Here is a 26144-nt window from a genome sequence, read left to right on the forward strand (position 1 = left end):
TGGGAGGCGAGGCGCCATGCAGCGCGTCGCGCGCGTCGTCGTGGTGGCCGCGGCGCTCGCCCTCGTCGCGGGTGAGTGCGGCGGCGGGGACGAGACGGAGCTCGCCTGCCTCGAGGCCGTCGCGCACCTCGACGCCTGCTGCCCGGCCCTCGACGCGAGCCTGTTCGCGTGCGGCGGTGGGGGCGACGGCGCGCGCTGCGTGGTCGTGGTCCGCTCTGCCCGCCTCGGGCTCGAGGAGAGCCGCTGCATCTGCGCGCGCTCGTGCGCGGAGCTCGTGGACGGCGGCGTCTGCGCGCGGGCGGCGGAGGCGGCCGGCCCGGCGCCGGATGCGCCCTCCGGCCCGCCGCTCTGCCCTTGAGGTGCGGCTCACCCGCCGCGCCGCATCGGGACGAACCGCACCGGCGCGAGGTGCTCCTCGCGCGGCCCGCGCGCCGTCTTCGTCACGACCACGAGCAGCTGCACCTCGCCCTCCGGTCCCTTGGGGTAGACGATCCTGCCGCCCTGGACGAGCTGCTCCCAGAGCGGCGCGGGGATCTCCTCCATCGCGCAGCTCACGACGATCGCCCGGAACGGCGCGCGCTCGGGCCAGCCGAGGAACCCGTCGCCGCGCCGGAGGTGCACGTTCCCGTAGCCGAGCTCCGCGAGCGTCTCGACGCTGCGCGCGTGCAGCTCCGGCTCGAGCTCGATGCCGTAGACCGCGCCGGCGAGGTGCGCCAGCACCGCCGCCGCGTAGCCGGAGCCCGATCCCACCTCCAGGACGCGTTCGCCCCCGCGCAGCGCGAGCGCCTGCGCCATGAACGCGACCACGTAGGGCTGGCTGATGGTCTGGCCGCGGCCGATGGGGAGCGGCTCGTCGAGGTAGGCGAGCGACCGCCACTGCTCCGGGACGAAGCGCTCCCGGGGCACCTTCCCCATCGCCTCCAGCACCCGGCGATCCCGGATCCCGCGGGCGGCGAGCTGCTCCTCGACCATGCGCCGCCGCTCGGTCTCGGGGGTGGATCGCTCCGCCGAAGGGTGCCCGCGGTCCGCGCACGCGTCGCCCCCCGCGGTTGCGGCGAGCAGCAGCGCGAGTGCCGGCAGGAGCGAACGGGCGAGCACGCGAGCCCTTTCCGCGGCGAGGTCCGGGACGGCGCGCGGCCAGGACCCGCGCGTCGTGCTCGGCGTCGCCCAGCAGATCACGCCGCGCCGTGGCCGGTCGCTGGAATCGCGGGGTCCCCACTCCGTGGGCGTCGAGCGTGCGGGACGCCCCGCTCGTGCAGCCGCGCCGGAGGCGGCGGAGCGCGACATTGAGGGCGTGAGCCCCTCCTTCGTCACGCGCCTGCTCGCGCTCGCGGTGGTGGTGTTCGTGGGCGTCGCCTCCGCGATCCTGCTCTGGGACGGCCTCGCGGCGATCGGCCCGGGCGACTCCGCGGCCCACGCCTCGTGGCGGACGCGCGCCCGCATCGCGGTCGGGGTCATCGGGTTCGCGATCGCCGTCTGGATCGTGCTCGGGATGCTGACCCACGCCCACTGACGGCGCTCGTCCCGGGCAGGCCCGCGCGGCGGGCCGGCGGTAGAGGGCGTCGCGCGGCAGGGACCCGACCCTTCGGCATCGCGAGCGGACGAGCGCGCGCGGACCTCGGGCACGCACGCGCGCCGGAGCCCTCGTCTTGGCGGGCTCCGGAGCCGGTCGAACGGTCCATCATGCGCCGACACTGCGCGTCACGGGCGGTCGCCCCCGGACGGGCGGGCCCTCCGGACGCGGCTCGGGCGCGCGCCGAAGGCGTATCGTGGAGTTGCCCAGGGGACGCGCGACCTGCGACGGCTCTCTCGTGGAGTCGAAGGTGCCGCGGGGCGTACCCGCTCCTGACCGTCGGCCCGGGCGCGCGCCCGGCTCGCGGTCACGGCTCGCGCGCACGAGGCCATGCCCCTGGGCCCGGGGGGCCGCCTCCACGGCGGCCCTCGGCGTGCGCGGCGCCCCGCGCCGAGGTGGGAGATGACCTCGATCGTGCTGAGCGGGAGCGCCCACCCCGAGCTCACCCGCGAGGTCGCGGAGCGGCTCGGCCTCACGTCCGCCGAGCGCGTCGTCGAGCGCTTCCCGGACGGAGAGCTGCGCGTCGTCGTGAAGGAGCCGGTGCGCGGCGCCGAGGTCTACCTCGTGCAGCCGCTGTCGCCGCCCGCGGACGCCCACCTCCTCGAGCTCGTCTTCCTCGCCGACGCGTGCCGGCGCGCGGGAGCACGGAGCGTGACGGCCGTGGTGCCGTACCTCGCCTGGGCGCGGCAGGACCGGCGGCGCGTCGAGGGCGAGCCGCACGGCGCGCGGCTCGCGGCCGACCTGATCTCGGCGCGCGCCGACCGGGTGGTCTCGGTGGACGTGCACGGGCCGGCGGCGGAGGGCTTCTTCTCGGTGCCGCTCGATCACCTCACCGCGGCGCCGGCGCTCGCCGCGGCGATCGCGCGCTCGGTGCCGCGGGACGCGGTGGTGGTGGGCCCCGATCTCGGGGCGGCGCGGCGCGCCGCGCTCTTCGGCCGGCTCCTCGGCCTCCCCTCCGCGATCGTGCACAAGGCCCGGCTCTCCGCCCGCGAGGTCGAGGTCCGCGGCGTCGCGGGCGAGGTCGCCGGGCGCGCGCCCATCCTGGTGGACGACATGATCAGCACGGGCGCGACGATCGAGGCCGCGGTGCGGACCCTGCTCGCGGCGGGGTGCCGCCCGGAGATCGTGGTCGCCGCGACGCACCCGCTCTTCACGGAGAGCGCACCGGAGCGGCTCGCGCGGCTCCCCATCGCCCGCATCGTGGTCACCGACGCGCTCCCCGTCCCTCGCGCCCCAGGGCTCGAGCTCGAGGTGGTCCCGCTCGCGACCCTCCTCGCGGAGGCGATCGCGCGGCTCCGCGAGCAGCGGCCGCTCGGGGAGCTGCTTTCGACTACCTGACGACGACCTGCGGGCGCGTCGAACTCCTTCCCGCGCGCCGGAAGAAGAGCGTACGCTGGGTGCCGCGGGACCTGGCCCCGGCCTCGAACCTGCGCGATCGACGCCAGCCGTAACCCGGTTGGGTTATACTTTTGGGACCCTTCCGGGGCATCCCGGTGTCGGCCGCCCGCCCGGGGCGCCGACGGCCGAAAAAAGATCACGGAGGGGGTGGCAACCGGGAGGGGCGTTACTAACGTGGCGAGGGGTTGGGGAACGAACAGCCGGGCAGCCCGCGGCGGGCGGAAGCGGCGACCCAATCACACGAACGCAGAGAGGAGCGCGAACATGCCTCACATCGAGATCGACACTCTCACCCCGATCGCGGCCAAGTACATGGACGGCAAGAGCCTGACGCCGGCGGAGCGCGCCGAGGTGCTCCGGATCGCCCAGGGGTTCGCGTGCAAGGACTCGGCGGCCGCCGCCAACGTCTCCCCGGAGACGATCCGGGCGCGCCGCAAGCGCATCTACCGGAAGGTGCACGTCGCGGGCGCCGCCGAGATCATCTCCGGCCTGCTCTCGATCTCCCTGCAGATGCTCGCGTCCGGCGAGAAGGTGGAGCAGCGCACGGTCGCTCCGTCGCAGTCCGAGACGGACGCGGCGCCGATGGTCGCGGCGCTGTAGGAGACTGCTCGTCCGGAGCACCCTCCAGCGGAGCTTCCCGCTGGTCGGGCCGGCTGGCGTAACGTCCGCGGCGGGTCGCGGCGCGACGCAGGCCAACGCGATCCCGGATCACGGAGGTCGCGATGGCAAGCATCGCCGCCGCGCTCGCGGCGCTCTCGCTCGCAGGCGTGGCGAGCCCGGAGTCGTTCGCCCCCGGCGAGGAGGCGCTGTTCGAGGTCCGCTACCTGAACGTCGTCGCGGGCGAGGCGCGCATCGCGGTGGGTCGGCCGGAGGGGAGCATCTGGCCGGTCTTCTTCCAGGCGCGCACCCGCGGCGTCGCCGGGCTCGTCGACGTCCGCGAGCACCTGGTCTCGTACTGGGACGTGAAGTCCCGCCTCCCCCGCGGCTCGGAGCTGCGTGCGTTCGAGGCGGGCGACCTGCACGTGGACCGGTCGCGGTTCGATCGACAGCGCGGCAAGGCGACGTGGGTCCGCGAGCGGAAGGGACGGCGCTCGGAGCGGACGTTCGACGTGCCGGAGGGCGCGCACGAGCTGACGAGCGCGTTTCTGTGGCTGCGGCTGCAGCCGCTCGCCCCGGGTGACCGCCACGAGCTCCCCATCCTGTCGGGCCGCCGCCAGTTCTCCCTCGTCGCGGAGGTCCGCGGCCGCGAGGAGGTCGAGACGCCGGCGGGGAGGTTCCCCTGCGTGCGCGTGGACGTGCAGCTGCCCATCGCCGGCCGCATGTCCACGCGGGGGGCCGTCGCGCTGTGGCTCACCGACGATCCCCGCCACGTGCTCGTCCGCCTCGAGGCGCCGTTCTCCGTGGGCGAGGTCGTCGGCGTGCTGACGCGCTACTCCCCCGGGACCGTCATCCACGGTGCCCGGCGGAGCGGCGGTCAGCCGCCGCGCGCCGTCGCGGGGCGCTCGAGCGAGCGCGCATCGCAGAGGCGGCCGGTGGCGAGCTGGAGCGCACCGGCGAGCGCCTCCACCGACTGAGCCCCGACGAGCCGGCGCACCTCGCGCCCGGAGCCGTCGAGCACGAGGAACGTGGGGACGCCGCGGACGCCGTGGCGTCGCGCCAGCTCGGCCCCCTCCGGCTCCTCCACGAGCCGCCTCTGCACGTGCGCGCCGGGGCAGCCGCGCTCCGCCTCCGCGACGACGGGCTCCATGCTCCGGCACACGGGGCAGCTCCGGCTCATGACCTCGACCACCCGCGGACCGGCGGAGGCCGCGAGCTGCGCCGCGAGCGCGCCCGCGGGCTCCGCGGGCGCGGCGTCGATGGGCGGCAGCGCGCACTCCCTCGAGGATGGCGCGCTCGCGTCGCACGGGGCGGCGTCCCCGTCGATCGGCACGGCTGGGGGCGGCGGCGCGCCGGGGGCGAGGGCGAGCGGGGCGTCGCCGCCCATCGAGGGCATGAGGACCATCAGCCGGTCGGTCGCGAGGAGCGCGCCGACCGCCACGAGGAGCGCGCCGGTCGCGAGCTCCACCTTCCGCAGGTGCGGCTTCACGCGATCGAGGAGCCGCAGCGCGCGCGGCGCGAACGCGGCCGCCACGAGGAGCGGCGCGACGAGGCCGGCCGCGTAGGTGGCGAGGTAGAGCGCCCCGCGCGCCGCGCTCGCGCCAGAGCTGACGGTGTAGGTGAGCACCGATCCGAGCACCGGCCCGATGCAGGGCGTCCAGCCGAGCGCGAAGGCGCCGCCGAAGGCGAAGGACGCGAGCAGCGACCCTCCCGGCGCGGCGCGCGCGAGCAGGGGGCGCCGCTCGCGATCCAGCCCCGGCAGCCGCAGGAGGCCGAGGAACTTCAGACCGAACGCGACGACCACCACGCCCGCCACCCGCAGGAGCGTCTCGCGGTGCGCCTCGAGCAGGGCGCCTGCGGCGCTCGCCCCCAGGCCGAGCGCGACGAACACGCTCGCGAGGCCGAGGGAGAACGCGCCCGCGGTGGCGACGAGCCGCCCGCGCGCGCTGCCCGCGCGGACGTCGCTCGCCGACGCGCCGCCGAGGAGCCCGAGGTAGATCGGGACCAGCGGCAGGACGCAGGGCGACAGGAAGGTGAGGAGGCCTGCGGCGAACAGGCCGGGGATGTCGACGCTCATGAAGTCCTGGGCTCCTCGTGCGAGTCGGAGCCAGGGACACGGCGAGCGGTTCCGTGGGCCCCCGCCGTGGGGATGCCGGCCACGCCGAGCGTGGCGACGCGGCGTCAGGCGCGGCGCGAAGTCGAGGGGATCCGACCGCGCCCGCCTAGAACCCCGCGATCCCCTCGCGGACCGCGACGCCCTCGAACAGGACGGCCTCCACCTGCTCGAGCCAGCCGCCGTTGTGTCCGGCCACGTCCGCCGCCGTGGTCGCGTACGGCACGTGCGGCTGCACGGGCCGGTTCTCGAAGGCGAGCGCGGTGAAGAACTCCTCGGCGGAGCGCTCGGCCTGCGCCGCGAGGGGCGCATCCGCCTCGAGGGGCTGCACGCCCATCGCCGCGTTCGGGATCGACACGGACAGGAGCCCGTCGGGATCCGACCAGCGCGCGCCCAGGTTCTTCGCCTCCTGCTGGCTGCCGCCCGCGCCCTCCGTCGGCCCGCCGACGAGCACGGCGCGCCGCGCGCTGCGCAGCAGGCCAGCGAGCCGGTCGCAGGCGCTCATGCAGCTCGGGCTGGTGAGCACCACCACCCGCCCCGCGAAGCCGCCCACCGCGTCGCTCGGGTGCACCGGACCTTCCAGGAAGGCGGGCGTGTAGTCTCGGCGGTCGCGCCGCGCGCGCCCGATCGCCTCGACGATCTTGCGGGGCGCGAGGGCGTCCTCCGCGTCGCCGGCGGGCGCGGCGCTCGCGGTGGGCATGCGCTGCTCGTAGACGAGCTGGTTCTGCGTGGTCGCGCGCAGCAGGAGGGCGCCGCCGGGGTAGGCCTCCCCGGGGCGGGAGAGCATCGCGAACAGCGAGCTCGAGTGGGCGATGTAGCCGCCCTGGTTCTGGCGCAGGTCCACCACGAGGTCGAGGCCCTTCCCCTTGCACTCGCTGACGAAGCGCTCGAGCACCGAGGTGAACGCGCGCGGCTCCCCGCCGTCCGAGTGCAGCTGCTCGGTGTGGAACGACAGCACCTGCGCGTAGCAGAAGGCGCGATCGCGGCGGCGCACCACCTCGCCGAGCCGCATCGCGACGCGGTCGCCCTCGTCCAGGTACTCGGCGAGCGCCGCGGCGTCTCGCGCCGGCAGGATGGTGTCCGTCCGCAGGTACCCCTCGGCGGCGCCCGGATCGCGCGCCCAGGTGTCGGCGCCCTTGTCGTACCGCCAGGCGAGCCGCTCGTTCGTGGCGATCCCGGTGCGGCGGACGTAGCGCTCCGTCATCGGGTGCCGGGCGGCGTCGGGAGAGATCCACCAGGGCAGCTCCACCACCCGGCGGACGCCGCGCACCGACACCGCGATCGTCGTGGTGCGCCGCCGCGGGTAGGCGAAGTCGCGGCGCGTCATCGCGTCGACCGCCCGCTCCAGGCGGGCGGCACGCGAGCTCCCCTGCACGTAGCGGGCGAGCTCCTCGACCCGCTCCGCCGCGGGCGCCCCGTCGATCTCCAGCACCTCGTTGCCCACCGCGAGGACCTCGTCGATCCCGCGGAGCCCCGGCATCTTCGCGAGGTGGCCGAGGAGCCTCTTCTCGCGGTTCGCGATGAGGACCTCGCCCCCCGCGGTGAGCCGCAGGCCGAACCCGAGCGCGACCTGCGGGAGCCGCACCGGCGCGCCGAAGAGCAGGTGCCCGTCCTCGAAGGCGGCGGTGCAGCGGCGCATCCGGTCGTAGAAGCGGAACGGCTCGTCCTCCCGCGGGATGGCGCGCTCCTCGGCCACGCACGCGTCGAGGTGCGCGCGCGAGTCGAAGCTCGGCTTGCCGTCGCGCGCGAGGAGGCGCCCCTTCACCGGGAAGAAGACGTATCGCTTCTCCATCGCGTCGCGCAGGTCGCACGCGAGCTTCACCCGCTGGCGCGCGGAGCACAGCGGGGCGTCGCCGCAGGCCAGGTCCTCCGGCAGGGAGGCGGTCCCGTCGCACACGTCGGCGGCGGGGGCCGCCGGCGACGCCGCGGGCTCGACGGGTGCGGCGCCGCCGAGGGCGGGCGGAGGCGGGACGGCCGACGCGTGGGCCGCCGCGGGCGTCGCGGCGACGGCGAAGAGGAGCGAGAGCAGTGCGGGCAGCGCCATCGGTGGTCGGAGGTGCGAGCGGGCCCCACCAGCCTCGGCGGCCCTCGCGCGACTCCACCAACACCCCTCCGAAGCCGGGCATGCCCGCTCGCGCGTGGACGGCGCGGCCGACTGTGCGTCGAGCTGGGCGCGTGTCGCCCGATGTGCGGCGCCGGCCACCATCGGTGGGCGGACCGCCCCGAAGGCGCGAAGCGACAGGACAAAGCGGGGCGGCTCGGCCACCCCGCCTCATCCGGCGCTTGCTGACGAGGAATGCTACGAGGCTCGCGCCGCGCGGCGAGGCCTGCGGCGGGCGAGCCCTCGGCTACAGCATGGCGCGCCGCATGTCCGCGAGGAGCTGCGCGAGGTGGCTCGTGAACCGTGCGGCGGCCGCCCCGTCGACCACCCGGTGGTCGTAGGAGAGCGACAGGGGCAGCATCAGCCGTGGCGCGAACCGCTCCCCGTCCCACACCGGCTTCGTCGCGCTGCGCGACACGCCGAGGATGGCGACCTCGGGGGCGTTGATGATGGGCGTGAAGGCCGTCCCGCCGATGCCGCCCAGGCTCGACACCGAGAACGTCCCGCCCTGCATGTCCGCGAGCTGCAGCTTGCCGTCGCGCGCCTTCTGCGCGAGCTCGGCGAGCTCCCGCGCGATCTCGAGGACGCCCTTGCGATCCGCGTCCTTCACCACCGGCACGACGAGCCCACCGGGCGTGTCCGCCGCGAACCCGATGTGGAAGTAGCGCTTCAGGACGAGCTGATCGCCCTCGAGGGAGGAGTTGAACTCCGGGAACCGCCGGAGGGCTGCCACGCACGCCTTCAGCACGAAGGCGAGCAGCGTCACCTTCACCCCCTCCTTCGCGCGCTCCTGGTTCAGCTCGACGCGGAACCGCTCGAGCTCGGTGATGTCCGCCTCGTCGTGCTGCGTGACGTGCGGGATCATCACCCAGTTCCGCGCCAGGTTCGTGCGCGAGATCCGCTTGATGCGCGAGAGCGGCTGCACCTCGACCGGGCCGTACTTCGCGAAGTCCACCTTCGGCCACGGGGCGAGGTCGAGCCCGGCGCCCGCGCCGCCGCCCGCCGCGGCCGCGCTCACGACGCCCTTCACGAACCGCTGCACGTCCTCGTGCAGGATCCGGCCCCGCGGACCGGAGGGCTGCACGCGCGCCAGGTCCACGCCCAGCTCCCGCGCGAGCTTCCGCACCGAAGGCGAGGCGTGCGGCACCGCCACCCTCCCCTCCTCCTCGGCCGCCGGCGCGGGAGCGCGCGGGGGCGCCGGGGCCGGCCGGGCCTCGACCTCGGGCGGGGGCGGCGCCGCGGGCGCCGGGGCGGCGGGAGCCGCGGGAGCGGCGGCCGCCTCCGGACGGCCGCCGGCGGGCGCGCCGGCGGCGTCGAGGACGAGGATGACGCTCCCCTCGCTGACGCGATCGCCGACCTTCACCTTGAGCTCGCGGACGGTGCCGGCCGCCGGCGCCGGCACGTCCATCGTCGCCTTCTCCGACTCCAGCGTGACGAGCGGAGCGTCCCGCTCGACCCCGTCGCCGGCCTTCACCAGCACCTCGATCACCGGCACGTCCTCGAAGTCGCCGATGGCGGGCACCTTCACCTCGAGCGGTCCTCCGCCCGCCGGCGTGGCCGACCGCCCCGGCGGCGGAGGAGCGGGCTCGGCGCGGGCCGGAGCGGGCGCGGCGGGCCCGTCGCGTGGGGGAGCGGCCGCGGCGGAGGGCCCGTCGCGCCGCCCTGCCGCGGGCGCCTTCGCGGCGGCGGGCGCGGGCGGCGGAGCCTGCTGGGCCGCCTTCGCCCCCGCGGCCTCGCCGGCCTCGAGGGTGAGCACCACGCTCCCCTCGCTGACGCGGTCGCCGACCTTCACCTTGAGATCGCGGATGGTGCCGGACGCGGGCGCCGGCACGTCCATCGTGGCCTTCTCGGACTCGAGCGTGACGAGCGGATCGTCCTTGCTCACCGCCTCGCCCGGCTTCACGAGGACGTCGATGACCGGCACGTCCTTGAAGTCGCCGAGGGCCGGGACCTTCACCTCGATGGTGCTCATGGGGCGTTCGCTCTCCGGGCGCTAGACGGTCCAGGGGGCCGGCTTGGCGGGATCGATGCCGTACTTGCGGATGGCCTCCGCGACCTTGGCCGGTGGGAGCTTCCCCTCGTCGGCGAGCGCCTTCAGGGCCGCGACGGCGACGTGGTGCCGGTCCACCTCGAAGAAGCGGCGCAGCCGCTCGCGCGTGTCGGACCGCCCGTAGCCGTCCGTGCCGAGCACGAGGTAGCGGCGGCCGACGTAGGGGCGGATCTGCTCGGCGAAGGCGCGCACGTAGTCGGTCGCGGCGACCACCGGGCCGGAGGTCTCCCCCAGGCACCGCTCGACGTGCGACTTCTTCGCGGGCGCCTCCGGGTGGAGCAGGTTCTCGCGCGCGATCGCCATCCCGTCCCGGGCGAGCTCGGTGAAGCTCGGGCAGGCCCACAGATCCGCGTCCACGCCCCAGTGGCTCTTCAGGAGGTCGGCGGCGGCGATCACCTCGCGGAAGATCGCGCCCGACCCGAGCAGCTGCACGCGGGGCGCCTTCTTGTCGCCCGTCCCTCCCCGCTTGAAGAGGTACATCCCGCGGATGATGTCCTCGGCCGCGCCCTCCGGCATGGCGGGGTGGACGTAGTTCTCGTTCAGGACGGTGACGTAGTAGTAGACGTCCTCCTGCTCCTGCACCATGCGGCGCAGCCCGTCCTGCACGATGACCGCGACCTCGTAGGAGAAGGTCGGATCGTAGGAGCGGCAGTTCGGGATCACCGCCGAGAACACGTGCGAGTGGCCGTCCTCGTGCTGGAGCCCCTCGCCGTTCAGGGTGGTGCGCCCCGAGGTGCCGCCGACGAGGAAGCCGCGGCAGCGCATGTCGCCCGCCGCCCAGGCGAAGTCGCCGACCCGCTGGAAGCCGAACATCGAGTAGAAGACGTAGAACGGGATCATCGAGCGGCCGTGCGTGGAGTAGGCGGACGCCGCCGCCATCCAGTCCGCCATCCCGCCCGCCTCGGTGATGCCCTCCTGCAGCACCTGCCCCTTCTTGTCCTCGCGGTAGAAGGCGAGCTGCTCGGCGTCCTCCGGCGTGTAGAGCTGCCCCACGTGGCTCCAGATGCCGAGCTGCCGGTACATGCCCTCCATGCCGAAGGTGCGCCCCTCGTCCGGCACGATGGGCACCACGCGCGCGCCGATCTTCTTGTCGCGGGCGAGGATGCTCATCATCTGCACGAGCGCCATGGTGGTGGAGATCTCCCGGTCCTCGGTGCTCTTGAGGAGCCGGTCGAACGCGGCGAGCGGCGGCACCTCGAGCGACTCGGGCGCGCGGCGCCGCCGGCGCGGGCGATCGCCCCCGAGCTCGGCCCGCCGCGCCCTCATGTACTCGAGCTCCTTGGAGCCCTCCTCGAACCTGAGGAACGGCACCTCCTCGAGCGCGGCGTCGGGGACGGGCAGCTCGAAGCGGTCGCGGAACCGGCGGATCGCGTCCACCGCGATCTTCTTCTGCTGGTGGGCGATGTTCATCGCCTCGCCCGCCTCCCCCATGCCGTAGCCCTTGATGGTCTTCGCGAGGATGACCGTCGGCTGCCCCTCGTGCTTCACGGCCGCGTCGTAGGCGGCGTAGACCTTGAACGGATCGTGGCCGCCGCGGTTCAGGCGCCAGATGTCGTCGTCGGAGAGCTCGGAGACGAGGTCCTTCAGCTCGGCCGAGTCGAAGAAGTGCTCGCGGACGTAGGCCCCGCTGCGCGACTTGTACAGCTGGTACTCACCGTCGACGACCTCCATCATCCGGCGGCGGAGCGCGCCGCTCTTGTCCTTCGCGAGCAGCGGGTCCCAGTGCCGTCCCCAGATGACCTTGATGACGTTCCAGCCGGCGCCGCGGAAGGTGCTCTCCAGCTCCTGGATGATCTTGCCGTTGCCGCGCACCGGCCCGTCGAGCCGCTGCAGGTTGCAGTTCACGACGAAGATGAGGTTGTCGAGCTGCTCGCGGCCGGCGAGCCCGATCGCCCCCATGGCCTCCGGCTCGTCCATCTCGCCGTCGCCCGTGAACGCCCACACCTTGCGCCCCTCGGTGTCCACCACGCCCCGGTCGTGCAGGTACTTCATGAAGCGCGCCTGGTAGATGGCCATGAGCGGCCCGAGCCCCATCGACACGGTGGGGAACTGCCAGAAGTCGGGCATGAGCCACGGGTGCGGGTACGAGGAGATGCCCTTCCCGTCCACCTCCTGGCGGAAGTTCGCGAGCTGCTCCTCGCTGATGAGGCCGAGCAGGAACGCGCGCGCGTAGACGCCGGGCGAGGAGTGGCCCTGCAGGAACACGAGGTCCCCGCCGCGCTCCTCGCTCCAGGAGCGCCAGAAGTGGTTGTAGCCGACGTCGTAGAGCGTGGCGGCGGAGGCGAAGCTCGCGATGTGGCCGCCGACGTTGGTGTGCTTGTTCGCGCGGACCACCATCGCCATCGCGTTCCAGCGGATGTAGTGGCGGATCCGCTGCTCGAGGGCGAAGTCGCCGGGGAAGCGCGGCTGCTTCTCCACCGGGATGGTGTTGATGTAGGCGGTGTTCGCGGAGAACGGCACGTAGGCGCCGGACCTTCGCGCCCGGTCGATGAGGTGCTCGATGAGGAAGTGCGCGCGCTCCGTCCCTTCGCGCTCGAGGACGCCCTCCAGGGCGTCGAGCCACTCGCGCGTCTCCTGCGGGTCGATGTCGGGGCTGGAAAGCGGGTCCATTCGGGGCGCCTCGGGCTGTTTGCGATCGCGGCTGGAGCTCGGGGGAAACTCCTAACGCCAGGCGCCTGGCGATCAACGCCTGCCGCGCGGATCCGCACCTCGGGTGCGACGCGGCGAGCGCCTCCGGCGAGTTTCACCGCCCTGGCGGTGCCCTGCGGGGGGCCGACCGGCCGGCCTGCGGGTGTGGGAGGGATTCGCGCGCCTCGTCCGGCCTCCGGCGGAAGGCGGTACGCTCCACGCCATGCGCGCCATGGTCGTCGAGCACCCCGGTCGCCCGCTCGCCGCCCGCGAGCTCCCCGCTCCCGAGCCCGGTCCGGACGAGATCCTCGTGCGCGTCCTCGCCTGCGGGGTGTGCCGGACCGACCTGCACCTCGCGGACGGCGAGCTCGCCCTGCCCGGCCGGCCGGTCGTGCCCGGGCACGAGATCGTCGGGGAGGTGGTCCGCGCCGGGCCAGGCGTGACGCGCCTCGCGCCCGGCCAGCTCGCCGGCATCGCCTGGCTCGGCTGGGCCTGCGGCACCTGCCGCTTCTGCGCCTCCGGCCGCGAGAACCTCTGCGAGCGGGCGCGCTTCACCGGCTGGCAGCGCGACGGGGGCTACGCCGAGTACGCCGTGGCGGACGCGCGCTTCGCGTTCCCCCTCCCGCCCGGGACCGATCCGGTCGCGACCGCGCCGCTCCTCTGCGCCGGCCTCATCGGGCATCGCGCCTGGCGGATGGCCGGCGAGGCGCGCCGGCTCGGGATCTTCGGCTTCGGCGCGGCCGGTCACATCCTGGCGCAGGTCGCCCGCCACGCCGGCCAGGAGGTGCTCGCGTTCACGCGGCCCGGGGACGAGGGTGCGCAGCGGCTCGCCCGCGACCTCGGCGCCGCCTGGGCGGGCGGCTCCGACGCGCCTCCGCCCGCGCTTCTCGACGCCGCGGTGATCTTCGCGCCGGTCGGCGCGCTCGTCCCCGCCGCGCTCTCGGCCGTGGCGCCCGGGGGGACGGTCGTCTGCGCGGGCATCCACATGAGCGACATCCCCGCCTTCCCGTACGCGCTCCTCTGGGGCGAGCGCGTCCTCCGCTCGGTCGCGAACCTCACCCGCGCCGACGGCGAGGCGTTCCTCGCGCTCGCCCCGCAGGTGCCGGTCCGCTGCGCGGTCACGCCGTTCCCGCTCGCCGCGGCGAACGAGGCGCTGGAGCTGCTCCGCGCAGGGCGGATCGAGGGCGCCGCGGTCCTCGTGCCGGAGTGACGCGGAGCCCGCGCGCCCGGTCGCCTGCTCTTCCCCTCGACCCGGCCCGCCCGATCCGCCCTCTTGCAAATGAAAGCCATCCGCCTTAGGCTTTCCATTGCAAGGCGCCCGTCCCGGCCGCCCAGGAGGTCCATGCGCGCATCCGCCCACGCGAGGGCGCCCGAGCCGGGCGCGGTGCTGACCAAGGCGACGCTCCGCGCGGCCGAGCTGCTCGGGCTCACCGACGCGCAGCTCGCGAGGATCATCGGCGTCAGCGGCGCCTCGGTCTCGCGGCTCCGCGCCGCCTCGCGCTCGATCGACCCCGCGGCCAAGGAGGGCGAGCTCGCGCTCACTTTCCTGCGCATGTACCGCAGCCTCAATGCTTTACTGGGAGACGCAGCGAGCTGCCGCGCGTGGTTCCACGCCGAGAACGCTCACCTCGGCGGCGCTCCCGCGCTCCTGGTGCGGGGCGTCGAAGGGCTGGTGAATGTCACGCAGTATCTGGACGCGATGCGGGGGAAGGTCTAGCGCGCGGCCGCTGGCGTGCCGGCCGTGGCGCGTCGCCGAGAGCCAGCGGATGATCTCCACGCGGCCCCTCGTGGACACCGACGCCGAGCACGACCTGCTCGAGCGCATGATCGACGCGCAGAAGCCGCCGCTGCCGCCGGACCCCGCGTTCGCGGGGCTGCACTACCTCCTCTACTCGCCGTTCCGGTACCCGCCGCTCCGCTACGGCTCGCGCTTCGGCGGACGCCACGAGCCGAGCCTCTGGTACGGGTCCGAGGAGCTGCCCACCGCGCTCGCCGAGACGGCGTATTACCGGATCGTGTTCTTCGAGGGCACGGAGGCGAAGCTCGCGCCCCACGCCATGCCGTTCTCGGCGTTCCAGGTGAAGGTCGCCACCCGCGCGGGCGTGGACCTCTCGTCGCCCGCCTTCAAGGGCGCGGCCCGCCGGATCTGCTCGCCCTCCGACTACACCGCCAGCCAGCGGCTCGGCGCCGAGATGCGGGCGGACGGGATCGAGGTCGTCCGCTACCCCTCGGCGCGCGACCCGCGCCGGGGCCCGAACGTGGGGCTCTTCTCGCCGGCCGCGTTCGCGGCGCCGGCTCCCCTCGCGACGCCCGAGACCTGGTACTGCACGGTCACCGGGGCGCACGACGTCGAGTTTCGCCACGAGCGGGCGCTGGGCATCGACACCGAGCTCTTCCCGCGCAGCACGTTCCTCGTCGACGGCGCGCTGCCGGCGCCCGCTGCCTGATCGTGAGCCGGTCAGCCGCGCCGAGCGGGGCGCGGCGCGTGCGAGCCCCGCGCGATAGGCTAGGCGTATGCCGACGCGCCTCGATCGCCCGGACGCCCTCGCCCTCGAGCAGGCCAAGCGCGCCCTCGAGAGCCCCGACCTCGCCATCCAGCTCGCGAGCCGCGTGGGGCGGCCGATCGAGCGGCTCGTCGAGAAGCTCCCGGCGCGCTCCCGGGAGCTCGTGAGCGGCGCCACGCGCGCAGCGCTCGAGCGGGGGCTCGATCTCGCCGTGCGCACCCTCGACTTCCGGGAGCCGGGCCCCGGCGGCGCCTCGGGGACGGTGCTCGCCACCCCCGCCGGCGCCTCGGACCTCGCGCACCGCGCGGCCGTGATCGCCTCGGGAGCGCTCGGCGGGGCGCTCGGCGCCGCGGCGCTCCCGCTCGAGCTGCCCGTCTCGACCACCCTCATGCTCCGCTCGATCGCCGATCACGCCCGCGCGCAGGGAGAGGACCTCTCGGAGCTGCGGGTGCGGCTCGAGTGCCTCGGCGTCTTCGCCATGGGCGGCCGTTCCCCGACGGACGACGCGGGCGAGACGGGCTACTTCGCGGTGCGCGTGGCCCTCTCGCAGGCGGTCGCGCGCGCCGCCGAGCAGCTCGGGGCGCGCGCCCTCGGCGACGTCGCCGCCGAGCGCGGCGCCCCGGCGGTGGTGCGGCTCGTCGGGCTCATCGCGCAGCGCTTCGGCACGACGGTCGCGCAGAAGGCGGTCGCGCAGGTGGTGCCGATCGTGGGCGCGCTCGCGGGCGCCGGCATCAACTCGGTGTTCATCCAGCACTACCAGAAGACGGCGTGGGGGCACTTCACGGTCCGGCGATTGGAGCGAAGGTACGGGGAGGAGGAGGTGAGGAGCGCATACGACGAGGCCGCGATCTGAGGGCCTCGAGCTGACTCCGACCTCGACCGCGACCTCGACCGCGACCTCGACCTCGACCTCGACCGCGACCTCGACCGCGACCGCGACCTCGACCGCGACCGCGACCGCGACCGCGACCATCAGAAAGTCCCGCTCGTCCCGAGCGCCGTCCTGAGCCTGGCGAAGGACGGCGCGGAGTCGAGGGGCGAACGCGAGGACGTGAACCGCTCGATCAGCCGCCGCGCCGGGCTTTGCCCGTCACGGCGGCCTGCAGCGCGTGGTCCTCGTGAATGGGGGACGGGTTCGAGCTTGGGCGTTTGGCATCGCGCCTCCTGTCCGGGGTGAAGGAGGCGCGATGCCAAACACCGTTCTCGTCCAGCTGAAGCCCGGTTCCGTTTCCACTCCCTCCCCCACACCCTTCCCCTTCCAGACCCTCGACGTCTACCGCTGCGCCCGAGAGCTCGCGGTGCGCGTTCATCGCGCCCAGCTCTCCGACGCGGAGCTCCGCGATCACGCCACCCGCGCGGCCAAGAGCGCGTTCCTGAACCTCAGCGAGGGACTCCCCGACGATCGCGTCGCCATGCGGCGCAAGTACTTCCTCGCCTCCGACGGCTCGCTCCACGAGGTCGTCGCGGCGGTGGACCTCGCAGCCGGCATCGGGGCGGTCCAGGAGACCGACGCCGCCGAGATCCTCGCCCTCGCCGACCGGCTCCGGGCCATGCTGCGAGGGCTGCTCCGCAGGGCCGCCACGCGCTGAACGCAGCACGAGGCGCGGTGACCCGAGCGAGGTCACCGCGCCGCTCCGGTCTAAACCATGGTTCGTGATTCGCGATCACCTTCGGTGTCGCGAATCACGCCATGGTTTAGCCATGTTCTGACGGGGGCTGCGCCCCCGCCCCGCCGAGCGAAGCTCGTCGGGGCCCCACCCCTGCTACGCGGGGCCCGGGCGCGCTTCGCCCCTCGGGGCTCGCGCGCCGTCCCGCGGGCGCGGCTTCGCCGCGCTGTTTCCGAATCGCGCACGGTCGTTTAGCGCACCAGCCCCGTCAGCATCGCCACGAGGCGGTCCGCGATCCGGGCGACCTCCTCCGCGTGGGCGGCGGAGGTGTCCCCGCACAGCGCCGCGATCTCGACCGCCGCGGCGGCCTCGACGGTCTCCGCGCGGGCGATGGCGAACGCGCGGGCTTTGTCGCCCCTCGTCACTCGCCCGGCGCCCTCCGCGGTGTTGAGGCAGGCCGACTTGGCCGAGCGGACGGCCTCGTCGCGGAGCTTCGCGTCGCGGATGGGCGAGCCGACGACGGCGAGGAGCAGGTCACGCGCGACGGCGAACGCGTGGAGCTTGTGGTGAGGGAGGACGGGGACGGGGGAAGAATTGCGGGAGCGGGAGGAGGGGACGGTGGAGCGGGCTGCGTCTGCAAGGGAAGCGAGGTTGTTGGCCATGGGGCGGCTCCTTTCACCCCCGGGAGAAGGAGCCGCCCCATGACCAACGACTGTGAGCCCCCGGACGAAGACCGTCCGCCCGAACGACGCGTGGCCCCGAGAGCCGCAGGCGCAGTGCCACCCACCGGTGGCACGAGCCTGCCCGACGATGAGAGCGCCGTTCACGCGTAGTGACCGCGACCTCGACCTCGACCGCGGCGTCGACGGGATCACTCGAGGCCACTCATCCCGAGCCCTCCGACTCCGCGGCCCCGGCCGCTACGCTCAGGACAGGCTGCGCTCCGTCGCGTCAGCGACGGAGCGGAGTCGAGGGATCCCGACCGCGCGCGGATCACGCCCGCCCGGTCTGCAGCCAGCGCGCCCAGTCCTCCCGGCCGTTCCTTCGTGCGGCCGCGACGGCGGCGGCGTGGTCGTACTCGACGCTGCGAAGCGCGACGCTCCAGCCGCTCCGGGTCCGCTCGCAGATGGCGTAGCGAGCGTGGGGACTCCCGTTCTCGACCACGTGGAAGGACGGATGATCGTCGTCGTAGGCCTGCAACCCCACGCTGCCCGGATTCACGACGAGCCGCCCGTCCGAGAGCCAGTGGATGCCCGGCTGGTGCGAGTGGCCGCACACGATGAGGCGCTGCCCGGCTCCCGCGGCGCGTGCCTCGACCACTGCCGCCGGAGCGCGGACCACGCGGCCCCGCTCCACCTCCTCGAGGAGGTACGCGCGATCGTCCGACGGCGTGCCATGACAGAGCAGGATCGCGCCGTCGACCTCCAGCGTCGAGGGCAGCTGCCGCAGCCAGTCGCGGTGGCGGAGGCTGACGTGCTCGAACGCGTACTGGTCCGAGGGGCCCCCCGCGGCGTGCTCGCACGCGAGGAGCTGGCGCTCGTGGTTGCCGGCGACCGTGGGCAGGTCGAGCGACATGAGCAGGTCGGCCGTGGCAGCGGGGTCGAGCGGCCCGGAGAGCAGATCCCCCGCGTTGACGAAGCCGTCCGCTCCCTGTCCCTTCGCGTCCTTCAGCACAGCCTCGAGCGCCCACACGTTCCCGTGGATGTCCGCAAGCGCGGCGAGCCGGATCATGCTGGCCATGATGCCCCGGCGCCCGGGAGCACGCGACCTCGCCCTCGCGCGACGACTGCTGCACCGCATTCCGAACCCGACCCGCCCCGCCCACAGCGCGCCGCCCCAGAGTACGTGACTCGAGCGCTCGTGCTTGGACAGGCTCAGCACGAGCGGTAGAGAGGAACAACCCCGACCGCGACCCCGACCGCGACCCCGACCGCGACCCCGACCCCGACCGCGACCCCGACCGCGACCCCGACCGCGACCCCGACCGCGACCCCGACCGCGACCCCGACCGCGACCCCGACCGCGACCCCGACCGCGACCCCGACCGCGACCCCGACCGCGACCCCGACCGCGACCCCGACCGCGACCCCGACCGCGACCCCGACCGCGACCTCCCGGCCGTAGGCGTGTTACCCGAGCTCCCGGTCTGACCTGTCACCCAAGTACCCGGTTTGTACCGGCCCCGACCCCAACCCCAACCCCGGCCTCGACCCGCTCCCATTCACGTCCCCGGCTCGACCTCCTCTACGTTCCCGGGCTCCCGCTCCGCCCCGCACGCGATCCGCAGCACCGCGCCCTGCGCCGTGCCCGCCAGCAGCTCTCCCCCGCTCGCAGACAGGGCCGACACCGCGAGCCGCTCGAGCCCCAGCGGCCGCCCGGCCCCGAGCCCGGTCTCCGTCGGCCGCGCGAACACGAGGCCGCCGCCCTGCGTGCCCACCACCACCGCCTCGCCCGCGACCGCCGCGGCGCCCGGGTTCACCTCGTTCGCGCGCGCGTCGGCGAGCCTCAGCGCCGACACGGCGCCGTCCGCCCCCAGCCGCACGAGCCCGCCGTCGTCGGTGCCGGCCAGCGCTCCGGCGCCCAGCGGCGCGAGGGCGGTGACCACGTTCGTCGCCGCGCCGGGGGCTCCGAAGACGAGGGGGTGCCAGGTCGCGATCCGCGACAGGAGCGGCGCCTCCAGGCTCGCGCGCGAGAGCGCGTACGCGCCCGAGGCCGTCCCGATCCAGAGCTCCGTCTCGCTCGCGGCGAGCGCGCTCGCGCGGATGGGCTCGCCATCGGGGCCGGTGACGGACATCGGCTCGGCCCCGCGCCCCGCCGAGACGCGGAAGACGCCCCGCGCGGTCCCGGCGTAGAGCCGCTGCCCCGCGCGCGCGAGCGAGGTCACCCCCTCGCCCGCGAGCAAGGTGAGCGCGCGGCGCTCGCCGTCGAGGGCGACGAGCCCGCCCTGCGTCGCCGCCCACACGAGCCCGTCGTGCTCGGCGAGCGCGTTCACGAACCGTTCGCGGCCCTCGAGCCCCGCGATCTCCTGGGCCGCCCCGTCGGTTCCGAGGCGCACGATCCCCCCGTCGAACGTGCCGACGAGGGTCGCGCCGTCCGAGGCCGCCAGCACGGCGGTGACGCGCCGGCCCACCCGCGCGAGCTCGGCGCTGGCGCAGGGCGGCAGCGCGGCGAGCGCGGCGAGAGGCTCCGGCGCGAGCGACGGATCGCTCACCGCGGGGAGCGCCAGGTGGCGGAGACGGGCGCGCTCCTTCCAGGCGAGGGCGGCCGTGGCCGCTGCGAGGAGCGTCGCGCCGCCGAGGACGGCGACGAGCATCGCGCGGGCGAGCGCGACCCGGCCCCGGCGTCCCGGGCGCGGGGGGGACACCGCGAGGGAGGCGGGGCGGGCGTGGCCGACTGCCGGCGCGAGCGCCAGCGCGAGCAGCGTCGCGCGACGGCGGCCACGCCGCTCCGCCCCGAGCCGGAGGAAGGCGGCGGCGAGCGCCGCGCCGGCGAGGGCGAGGACGACCAGCCTCGCGCCGACGTCGGCCCGGAGGGCTCCCGCCGTACCAGGAGCGCGCGCGGGCACGACGGCGAGCGTCAGCCTGCGCCGGCTCACGTTGCCCGCCGCGTCGGAGGCGACCACCTCGAGTCCGGCCGCACCGGCGCGCGCGGCCACGGGGACGTGGAGCTCCGCCACCCAGGCGCCGAGCGGCCCCTCCATCCGCGCCCGCGCGCGCTCGCCCCACGGCGCGCGCACGAGCACCTCCTTCACCTCCATCGCCCCCTTCACCGCGTTGCCGAGGCCGCCCGGCCGCCGAGCCAGCTCGGGGAGCCACGCGACCGGCAGCGCCGGCTTGAGCGCGAGGCGCACGGTCTCGCCGGGCGCCGCCGTCGCGGGAGCGGCGAGCACGGCGACGGCGGCGGGCGTGGTGTCCACGCGGATCGGGGCGACCCGCTCCTCGCGCCTGCCGTCCTCGTGCCGGATGGTGACCCGCGCGTCGTAGCTCCCGTCCGGCCAGGCGGGCGGGACGAGGAAGCGGAGCACGAAGTCGCCGCGAGCGGGGTCGCGGATCGCCTCGCGCGCGCTCCGCTCGAAGGGGAGCGCGACGGAGACCGACACCGCGCCCGGCGGCGCCACCACGCGCAGCTCAGGATCGCCGGGCTTCACGCGGGCGGGGGCGACGTCCACCAGGGAGGCGGGTCCGAAGATGCCCTCGTACGAGACCCCCTCCGGCAGCTCGTTCGGGACCAGCGCCTGCGCGAGCGGCAGCGCCGGATCGACGCGGAGCTCGCGCTCGACCGCGACGAACGAGGTGTAGGGCGTGACCAGCTTGAAGCGCAGGGCGAGCGCGACGGTCTCCTCGATGGCGGAGCGCTCCGGCGCGGTGGGGCGCGCGCCGAGGAGGTCGTCGATCCGGCGTCGCGCCCAGAGCGTCCCCACCACCGGCTGCTCGGAGCCGTCGCCCACCGCGGCGCGCGCCGTCGCGACCTCGACGCGCGAGACCCACGGCGCCTCGCCGAGCCGGCCGCGCAGGATCACGTGCGACGGCCTGCCGCCGCGGACGCGCGCCGCCACGACGAGCGGCTGCCCCGCGAACAGGTCCGGCAGGCGCGCGGGGAGCAGGTCCGTCACCTCCGCGCCCTCGAAGCCGACCTCGAGATCGGTGAGGAGCGGGCGATCGATCCGCGCGAAGAGGCGGGCCACCGCCGCGTCCGGTGGCTCGTCCAGCGACACCACCTCGGAGGCGCCCCGGCCCGCGCGCCCGACGCCCTCCACCAGGTAGCGGTTCACCGAGGAGCCGATGCCGAAGCCGAACACGCGCGCCCGGCCGCGCAGCGCCTCCACCGCCTCGATGATCTCCGGCTCGTTCCCGATGAAGCCGTCCGTGCAGAACACCACCATCCGCAGCCGGCGCGGATCCTCCGGCGGCGAGAGCGCGGCGCGCACCCCCTCGAGCATCTCGGTCCCGCCCCCGCCCTCCAGCGACGCGAGCCACTCCTTCGCGCGCGCGATCGCGGACGGCGTCGCCGGCAACGGCGCCTCGCTCATCGCCTGCGCCGACCCGTCGAAGGCGACCACCTGGAAGGTGTCGTCCGGCCCCATCGCGTCGAGCGCCCGCGCCACTAGGGCGCGCACCCGGTCGAACGGCGCCCCCATCATCGACCCGGACTTGTCCACGAGGAACACGAGCTCCTTCGGGCGGACCAGCGCCGGAGCGACGCCGGCGGGCGGCTGGACGAACAGCATGAGGAAGTCCTCGCCCTTCTCCCGCTGCACGAGCGCGTGCGCCCCCGGGACGACGCCGGCGGGGCGCCAGGTGAGCACGAAGTCCTTGTTCGGGATCCGGTCGTCCTCGGCGAGGGCGACCAGCCGCGCCCCCGCGGGCTCGAGGCCGGTGACGACGCGGTGGCTGCGCGTCTCCACCTCGTCGAACGCGCCGCCGGGCACGAGCCGGACGAGGAGGTCCACGTCGTGGCCCGAGCGCGTCCCCGGCGGTGAGACGGGCGGGGTGACGCGCGACGCATCCGGCACGCGGCCGGTGTCGGGCGAGGTGCCCGGACCGCGTGCGCCCCCTGGCGCGTCCGGGGCGAGCGCGGCGCCGGGGACGTACCGCGGCCCCACGGTGGTGGGGAAGTGGAAGGCGTAGCGGCCCCCGTCGAACGGGACCTCGTGCACGTAGCGCAGCACGACCGCGACCGTCTCGCCGGGCGGGACGTTCGCGACCGACTGCGTGAAGAGGTTCGGCCGCTCCTGCTCGGTGAGCGCCGCCGTGCGACCCTCCCGCTTCGCCGCCTCGTACGTGCGGCGCGCCTCCTCGCGCCTGCGCACCTCGGAGATCACCACTCGGTCGCCGATGCGGAACAGCATGTCGGTGACGGCGGCATCGGGAGGCAGCGGGAACGCGTAGATCGCCTCGAGCCGGTCGGGCGAGGGGTTCGCGTAGAACTGCGTGACCTCGACCCGCGCCACGTCGCCGGTGATCTGGGCGGCCACGCGGGTGTGCACGAGCGGGAACTCGAGCACCGCCTCGCCGTCCGGGCCGCGGCCCGTGAGGCGCGGCGAGAACGGGACCGGCGCCGCCCCGGCCTCCGCGCCGTGCGGCTCGAGCGTCGTGTGGGCGGGGAGCGCCGCGACGAGCGCGGCGAGCCGGACGAGGTCCGCGCGCGGGGGCGCGCGGTCAGCGCTCGCTCGCGCCGCGCTCACGCCGGGCGGTCGCTGTGGGGACGGTGGAGCACCCCGGGGAGCCTCGCGCGAGCAGCCGAGCGCGAGGGCGACGAGCGCGGGGACGAGGCGGGAGCGGTTCGGTTGGAAAGCGGGCGATGGGCGCATGAGGCCCCTCCGTTCCCCGCCCCGCAGAGCAACGGCCGTGCCCCTCCGGGAAATGCACGTCCGTGTGCACTCCACGACTCCCGTGTCCGCCCGGCCACGCCGGCGAGGACGCGGGGACGCGGTCGCCGGGAGCGCGTCCCCTGCGGGCGAGAGAGGTGTTGTCGTCGGGCACTACCCTCGCGAGATTTCCACCGGGGACGAACCGGAGGAGACGGAGATGGGAATGCTGGACGCGCTGCTCGACGGGCTCGGAAGGGAGAGCTTCGAGGACTTCACCCGCCGCTGGGAGCAGGGCGCTCCCTGGGATGCGCTGCGGGACGACGAGACGATGGCAAACTACGACCGCGTCTCGGCCGAGCTCGGCCCGGCGGAGCTCCACGAGGCCGCCCTGGCGAGCGTGGAGCGTCTCTCCCCAGCGGAGCGGCGGCAGCTCGTGGAAGAGCTACAGCGCAACGCCAGGCGGGCGGACGTCAACTACCCCGGGGTCCACGACGACGGCCTCGACGAGCCGGCGGCGCTCGCCGCGCTCCTGTCGCGCATGCACGGCGAGCGCCGCGGGATGATCCGCCAGCTGCTGGCGGGGACCGAGGCGACGGCGGCCGCCGCAGGGAAGCTGTCCAGCCCGGTGGCGCGCGCCGCGCTGGCCGGCATCGCGGTGATGGCGGTGCGCCAGTTCACGAGCGCCGCGCGTCGCCAGGGTTAGCTCGCGCCGGAGAGGTGTTGCGGATCTCAACGCCCGGCCGCGAGCGCGCCACCCGCGCCAAGCTGCTCCGGGCGAGTTCACGCTCCGCGCACCCTGGCGGAGCCCCTCGGCGGCGCGTCGCCGCCACGTCCGCCCCAATTCCTGCGTGCTCGCGGGGCCCGGCGCGAATAGACGGTGAGTACGGGCTCCGATCTCCGCGCCGTGGGCGTGTCCGTCCCGTGGCTCTTCTTTCACGCCATGTCCACCACCTTCGCCCGGCGACTCACGCTCTGGAAGCTCCTCGCCACCGCGACGGAGCCCCTGCCGCTCGCCACCATCGCCGACCGCCTCGGCATCTCGAAGAACACGGCGCAGCGCGATCTCGACGCCCTCTCGGCGGCGGGGGTTCCCGTGCTCGAGGAGCGGCGCGGGCAGCGGCTGTACTTCAGCGTGTCGGGCGGAGAGTGGCTGATGGCGACCGGGCGACGGTCCAGCTCACACGGCGCCCGCCGCCGGTAGAGCGCCCGCGTGGACCGCCTCGCTCCGTGAACGCCGAGGCGGATCACCCTGGGCCCCCGGACCGCTCCGGGACCTGGAGCGGTCCCCTGATACCGATCCACTCGCCGGGGGGGAGGGCCGTGGCGGCGCGCGTGGCGCCTCGCCATGGCCCTTTTTTTGCGCCGTCCCCGAGAGCCGCCGCCGCGACGGAGCGCGAGCGGCCGGCGAGCGGCCCGGCAAGGACGTGCGGCCGGTGGACCGGCCCGTTCTTTTGAAGGGCCCGGGGGGTGACCTTGAAGATCGGTACGTGGAACGTGAACGGCATCCGGGCGCGGGAGGCGCAGGTCGCGGAGTGGATCGCGCGCGAGCACCCCGACGTCGTGTGCCTTCAGGAGATCAAGGCCCCTCCGGCGCGGGTCCCCCCCTCGCTGTGCGAGCTCGAGGGGTACTGGTGCCTGTGGCACGGCGCCACCGCGTACTCAGGAGTGGGCCTGCACGTGCGCCGCGAGCTCGCGGCCGAGCGTCCCGCCTTCACCCACCCCGACTTCGATCTCGAGACCCGCATCGCGGTCGCGGAGGTGGCGGGCGTCACCGTCGCCTCGGTCTACGTCCCGAACGGCGGCAAGGACTATCCGGCGAAGCTCCGCTTCCTCGAGGCGCTCGATCGCTGGGTCGAGGCCGCCTGCGCGGCCGGCCGTCCGCTCGTCGTGGCGGGTGACCTGAACGTCGCGCGCACCGATCAGGACGTTCACCCCAAGGAGCGGAAGGCTGGCGCCATCGGCCAGAGACCGGACGAGCGCGCTGTCTTCGAGCGAATCCTGTCGCACGGGCTCGTCGACCTCGGCCGCGCCATGGATCCCACCAACGAAGGGCTGTTCACCTACTGGGCGCCCTGGCGCAACCTGCGCCAGCGAAACATCGGCTGGCGCATCGACTACGTGCTCGTGAGCGCCGCCCTCGCGCGGCGCGCGACGCGCTGCGCGGTCCTGGCCGACTTCGGGACGAGCGATCACGCGCCGCTGGTGGCCGAGCTGCCGTGAACCCTGGCCCCCGCTCCGGCTCGCCTCAGAGGCCGTCACGTCCTGCCGTTGGCTCCGCGGACGCGGCGTACGGCTCCAGCGCGGCGGCGTAGCGCCGGACGAGCTCCGGCGGCGCGTCCACCGGCCGGCCGGCCACGAGCGACTCGAGCATCAGGGCGTTCGCCGGGGCCTTGCCCTCGAAGTGGTTGTTCGTGACCACGTAGACGTCCGGGTGGGCGGGGGCCGCGTCGAGCGCGCGGATCCGCTCCGCCCACGGCGCGAGCTCGGCCGCCGTGTACAGGTAGTCGTAGCGCGCGTCGCGTCCGGCGGTCTTGCGGAACCAGTCCTTCCAGTTGCGCCCGTGGACCCGCACGTACGCGACGGGTGAGGTGACCTTCGCGCCGGGGCGGAGCGAGTGGTGGAAGAGCGGCTGGTCGACGTTGACGAAGCCGACCCGCGCCTCGGTGAGCTCCTCGAGGACCTCCCGCGCCCCCCACGAATCGTGGCGCACCTCGAGCACGAGCGGCAGGCCGGCGAACGCCCGGAAGAGTCCCCGCAGCCACTCCTCGTTGGGGCCGGTGCGCTTGAACGACCAGGGGAACTGGAGCAGCGCCGCGCCCAGCTTCCCCGCGCCGTGCAGGGCGTCGAGCGCGGCCCGCCCCTGCTCGACCTCCTCCGCCCCGTACGCCTCGCGCTCGTGCGTGAACCGGCGCCAGACCTTGGCGCCGAAGCGGAACTGCGGCACGTCGGAGACGCGCTCGAGCCAGCGCGCCGCCACCGCGGCGGGGAACGGGCGGTAGAAGGAGGCGTTGACCTCCACGGTCCCGAAGTAGCCGGCCAGGAACCGGAGCCGGTCGAACCCGCGCGGCTCCGGCTTCGGGTAGACGATCCCGGCCCAGTCGTCGTACTCCCACCCCGCCGGCCCGAAGCGGATCACCCCCTGCGTCTAGCGCCGATCCCTCCGCGCGGCGAAAGTCAATCGGGGCGGCGGGCCGTCTCCGCGCACGTCGGGTGCGCGCGGGACGCCGAGGCGCGCCGCCGTGGGGTCGCCTCGGAGTAGAATC

Annotated in this window: 22 protein-coding genes; 13 read left to right on the forward strand and 9 right to left on the reverse strand. The window is 75.1% G+C overall.

The window, feature by feature from the left end:
• Positions 1 to 16 precede the first annotated feature (16 nt).
• Positions 17 to 358: a hypothetical protein gene (locus ANAE109_RS21150; RefSeq protein WP_041448593.1), complete on the forward strand. Its 342-nt coding sequence runs from the start codon at positions 17 to 19 to the stop codon at positions 356 to 358.
• An 8-nt stretch (positions 359 to 366) separates the two neighbouring features.
• Here the strand turns inward: ANAE109_RS21150 and ANAE109_RS21155 are convergent, their stop codons facing one another.
• On the reverse strand, positions 367 to 1098 hold the full coding sequence (locus ANAE109_RS21155; RefSeq protein WP_255342597.1) for a protein-L-isoaspartate(D-aspartate) O-methyltransferase: 732 nt from the start codon (positions 1096 to 1098) through the stop codon (positions 367 to 369).
• Between the two features lie 196 nt (positions 1099 to 1294).
• Between ANAE109_RS21155 and ANAE109_RS21160 the strand changes: the two genes are divergently transcribed.
• From ANAE109_RS21160 to ANAE109_RS21175, 4 genes are all read left to right on the forward strand, one after another.
• Complete coding sequence (locus ANAE109_RS21160) at positions 1295 to 1513, forward strand: hypothetical protein (RefSeq protein ID WP_041448594.1); 219 nt, start codon at positions 1295 to 1297, stop codon at positions 1511 to 1513.
• Positions 1514 to 1975: 462 nt separating this feature from the next.
• The gene (locus tag ANAE109_RS21165; protein ID WP_012098939.1) at positions 1976 to 2911 is read left to right on the forward strand and encodes a ribose-phosphate pyrophosphokinase; all 936 of its coding nucleotides are present in this window, start codon (positions 1976 to 1978) and stop codon (positions 2909 to 2911) included.
• A gap of 324 nt (positions 2912 to 3235) precedes the next feature.
• On the forward strand, positions 3236 to 3571 hold the full coding sequence (locus ANAE109_RS21170; protein WP_012098940.1) for a LuxR C-terminal-related transcriptional regulator: 336 nt from the start codon (positions 3236 to 3238) through the stop codon (positions 3569 to 3571).
• Positions 3572 to 3693: 122 nt separating this feature from the next.
• The gene (locus tag ANAE109_RS21175; RefSeq protein ID WP_012098941.1) at positions 3694 to 4545 is read left to right on the forward strand and encodes a DUF3108 domain-containing protein; all 852 of its coding nucleotides are present in this window, start codon (positions 3694 to 3696) and stop codon (positions 4543 to 4545) included.
• On the opposite strand, the gene ANAE109_RS21180 is transcribed toward ANAE109_RS21175, so the two are convergent.
• The 4 genes from ANAE109_RS21180 to aceE all read right to left on the reverse strand — a co-directional run bounded on the left by ANAE109_RS21180 (position 4446) and on the right by aceE (position 12442).
• Entirely contained in the window at positions 4446 to 5645 is a 1200-nt protein-coding gene (locus ANAE109_RS21180) for a cytochrome c biogenesis protein CcdA (protein ID WP_012098942.1), read from the reverse strand. The two genes, ANAE109_RS21175 and ANAE109_RS21180, sit on opposite strands and share 100 nt — an antisense overlap.
• A gap of 145 nt (positions 5646 to 5790) precedes the next feature.
• Complete coding sequence (locus ANAE109_RS21185) at positions 5791 to 7725, reverse strand: S41 family peptidase (protein WP_049768662.1); 1935 nt, start codon at positions 7723 to 7725, stop codon at positions 5791 to 5793.
• Between the two features lie 304 nt (positions 7726 to 8029).
• Positions 8030 to 9754, reverse strand: coding sequence for a dihydrolipoyllysine-residue acetyltransferase (aceF, locus tag ANAE109_RS21190; RefSeq protein ID WP_012098944.1), 1725 nt, complete (start codon positions 9752 to 9754; stop codon positions 8030 to 8032).
• A 21-nt stretch (positions 9755 to 9775) separates the two neighbouring features.
• A complete protein-coding gene (gene aceE / locus ANAE109_RS21195) occupies positions 9776 to 12442 on the reverse strand; it encodes a pyruvate dehydrogenase (acetyl-transferring), homodimeric type (RefSeq protein ID WP_012098945.1) in 2667 nt (888 codons plus the stop codon).
• 241 nt (positions 12443 to 12683) lie between these two features.
• On the opposite strand from aceE, the gene ANAE109_RS21200 reads away from it, so the two are divergent.
• The 5 genes from ANAE109_RS21200 (at position 12684) to ANAE109_RS21220 (ending at position 16553) form a co-directional block, all read left to right on the forward strand.
• Positions 12684 to 13670, forward strand: a complete 987-nt coding sequence (locus ANAE109_RS21200) for a zinc-dependent alcohol dehydrogenase family protein (RefSeq protein WP_012098946.1) — start codon at positions 12684 to 12686, stop codon at positions 13668 to 13670.
• Between the two features lie 132 nt (positions 13671 to 13802).
• Positions 13803 to 14177, forward strand: coding sequence for an MbcA/ParS/Xre antitoxin family protein (locus ANAE109_RS21205; RefSeq protein ID WP_041448595.1), 375 nt, complete (start codon positions 13803 to 13805; stop codon positions 14175 to 14177).
• Between the two features lie 49 nt (positions 14178 to 14226).
• Complete coding sequence (locus tag ANAE109_RS21210; protein ID WP_049768663.1) at positions 14227 to 14907, forward strand: RES family NAD+ phosphorylase; 681 nt, start codon at positions 14227 to 14229, stop codon at positions 14905 to 14907.
• Between the two features lie 67 nt (positions 14908 to 14974).
• The gene (locus tag ANAE109_RS21215; RefSeq protein WP_012098949.1) at positions 14975 to 15817 is read left to right on the forward strand and encodes an EcsC family protein; all 843 of its coding nucleotides are present in this window, start codon (positions 14975 to 14977) and stop codon (positions 15815 to 15817) included.
• A 334-nt stretch (positions 15818 to 16151) separates the two neighbouring features.
• Complete coding sequence (locus ANAE109_RS21220) at positions 16152 to 16553, forward strand: four helix bundle protein (RefSeq protein ID WP_012098950.1); 402 nt, start codon at positions 16152 to 16154, stop codon at positions 16551 to 16553.
• Between the two features lie 269 nt (positions 16554 to 16822).
• Here the strand turns inward: ANAE109_RS21220 and ANAE109_RS21225 are convergent, their stop codons facing one another.
• The 3 genes from ANAE109_RS21225 to ANAE109_RS23800 form a co-directional block, all read right to left on the reverse strand.
• Positions 16823 to 17233 carry a four helix bundle protein gene (locus tag ANAE109_RS21225; RefSeq protein WP_012098951.1) on the reverse strand — a complete coding sequence of 137 codons (411 nt, stop codon included), beginning with the start codon at positions 17231 to 17233 and terminating at the stop codon, positions 16823 to 16825.
• 331 nt (positions 17234 to 17564) lie between these two features.
• Positions 17565 to 18311 carry a metallophosphoesterase gene (locus ANAE109_RS21230; RefSeq protein WP_234945200.1) on the reverse strand — a complete coding sequence of 249 codons (747 nt, stop codon included), beginning with the start codon at positions 18309 to 18311 and terminating at the stop codon, positions 17565 to 17567.
• Positions 18312 to 18792: 481 nt separating this feature from the next.
• Positions 18793 to 22755, reverse strand: a complete 3963-nt coding sequence (locus ANAE109_RS23800; RefSeq protein ID WP_049768664.1) for a VIT domain-containing protein — start codon at positions 22753 to 22755, stop codon at positions 18793 to 18795.
• Between the two features lie 343 nt (positions 22756 to 23098).
• Between ANAE109_RS23800 and ANAE109_RS21240 the strand changes: the two genes are divergently transcribed.
• From ANAE109_RS21240 to ANAE109_RS21250, 3 genes are all read left to right on the forward strand, one after another.
• The gene (locus tag ANAE109_RS21240) at positions 23099 to 23584 is read left to right on the forward strand and encodes a hypothetical protein (RefSeq protein WP_012098954.1); all 486 of its coding nucleotides are present in this window, start codon (positions 23099 to 23101) and stop codon (positions 23582 to 23584) included.
• 201 nt (positions 23585 to 23785) lie between these two features.
• The gene (locus ANAE109_RS21245; protein ID WP_041448598.1) at positions 23786 to 24082 is read left to right on the forward strand and encodes a helix-turn-helix domain-containing protein; all 297 of its coding nucleotides are present in this window, start codon (positions 23786 to 23788) and stop codon (positions 24080 to 24082) included.
• A 266-nt stretch (positions 24083 to 24348) separates the two neighbouring features.
• On the forward strand, positions 24349 to 25101 hold the full coding sequence (locus ANAE109_RS21250; RefSeq protein WP_234945201.1) for an exodeoxyribonuclease III: 753 nt from the start codon (positions 24349 to 24351) through the stop codon (positions 25099 to 25101).
• A 25-nt stretch (positions 25102 to 25126) separates the two neighbouring features.
• Here ANAE109_RS21250 and ANAE109_RS21255 read toward each other — a convergent pair whose 3' ends face one another.
• Entirely contained in the window at positions 25127 to 26017 is an 891-nt protein-coding gene (locus ANAE109_RS21255) for a DUF72 domain-containing protein (RefSeq protein WP_012098957.1), read from the reverse strand.
• Positions 26018 to 26144 lie beyond the last annotated feature (127 nt).

This window comes from Anaeromyxobacter sp. Fw109-5, from assembly GCF_000017505.1.
Classification (GTDB): Bacteria; Myxococcota; Myxococcia; order Myxococcales; family Anaeromyxobacteraceae; genus Anaeromyxobacter.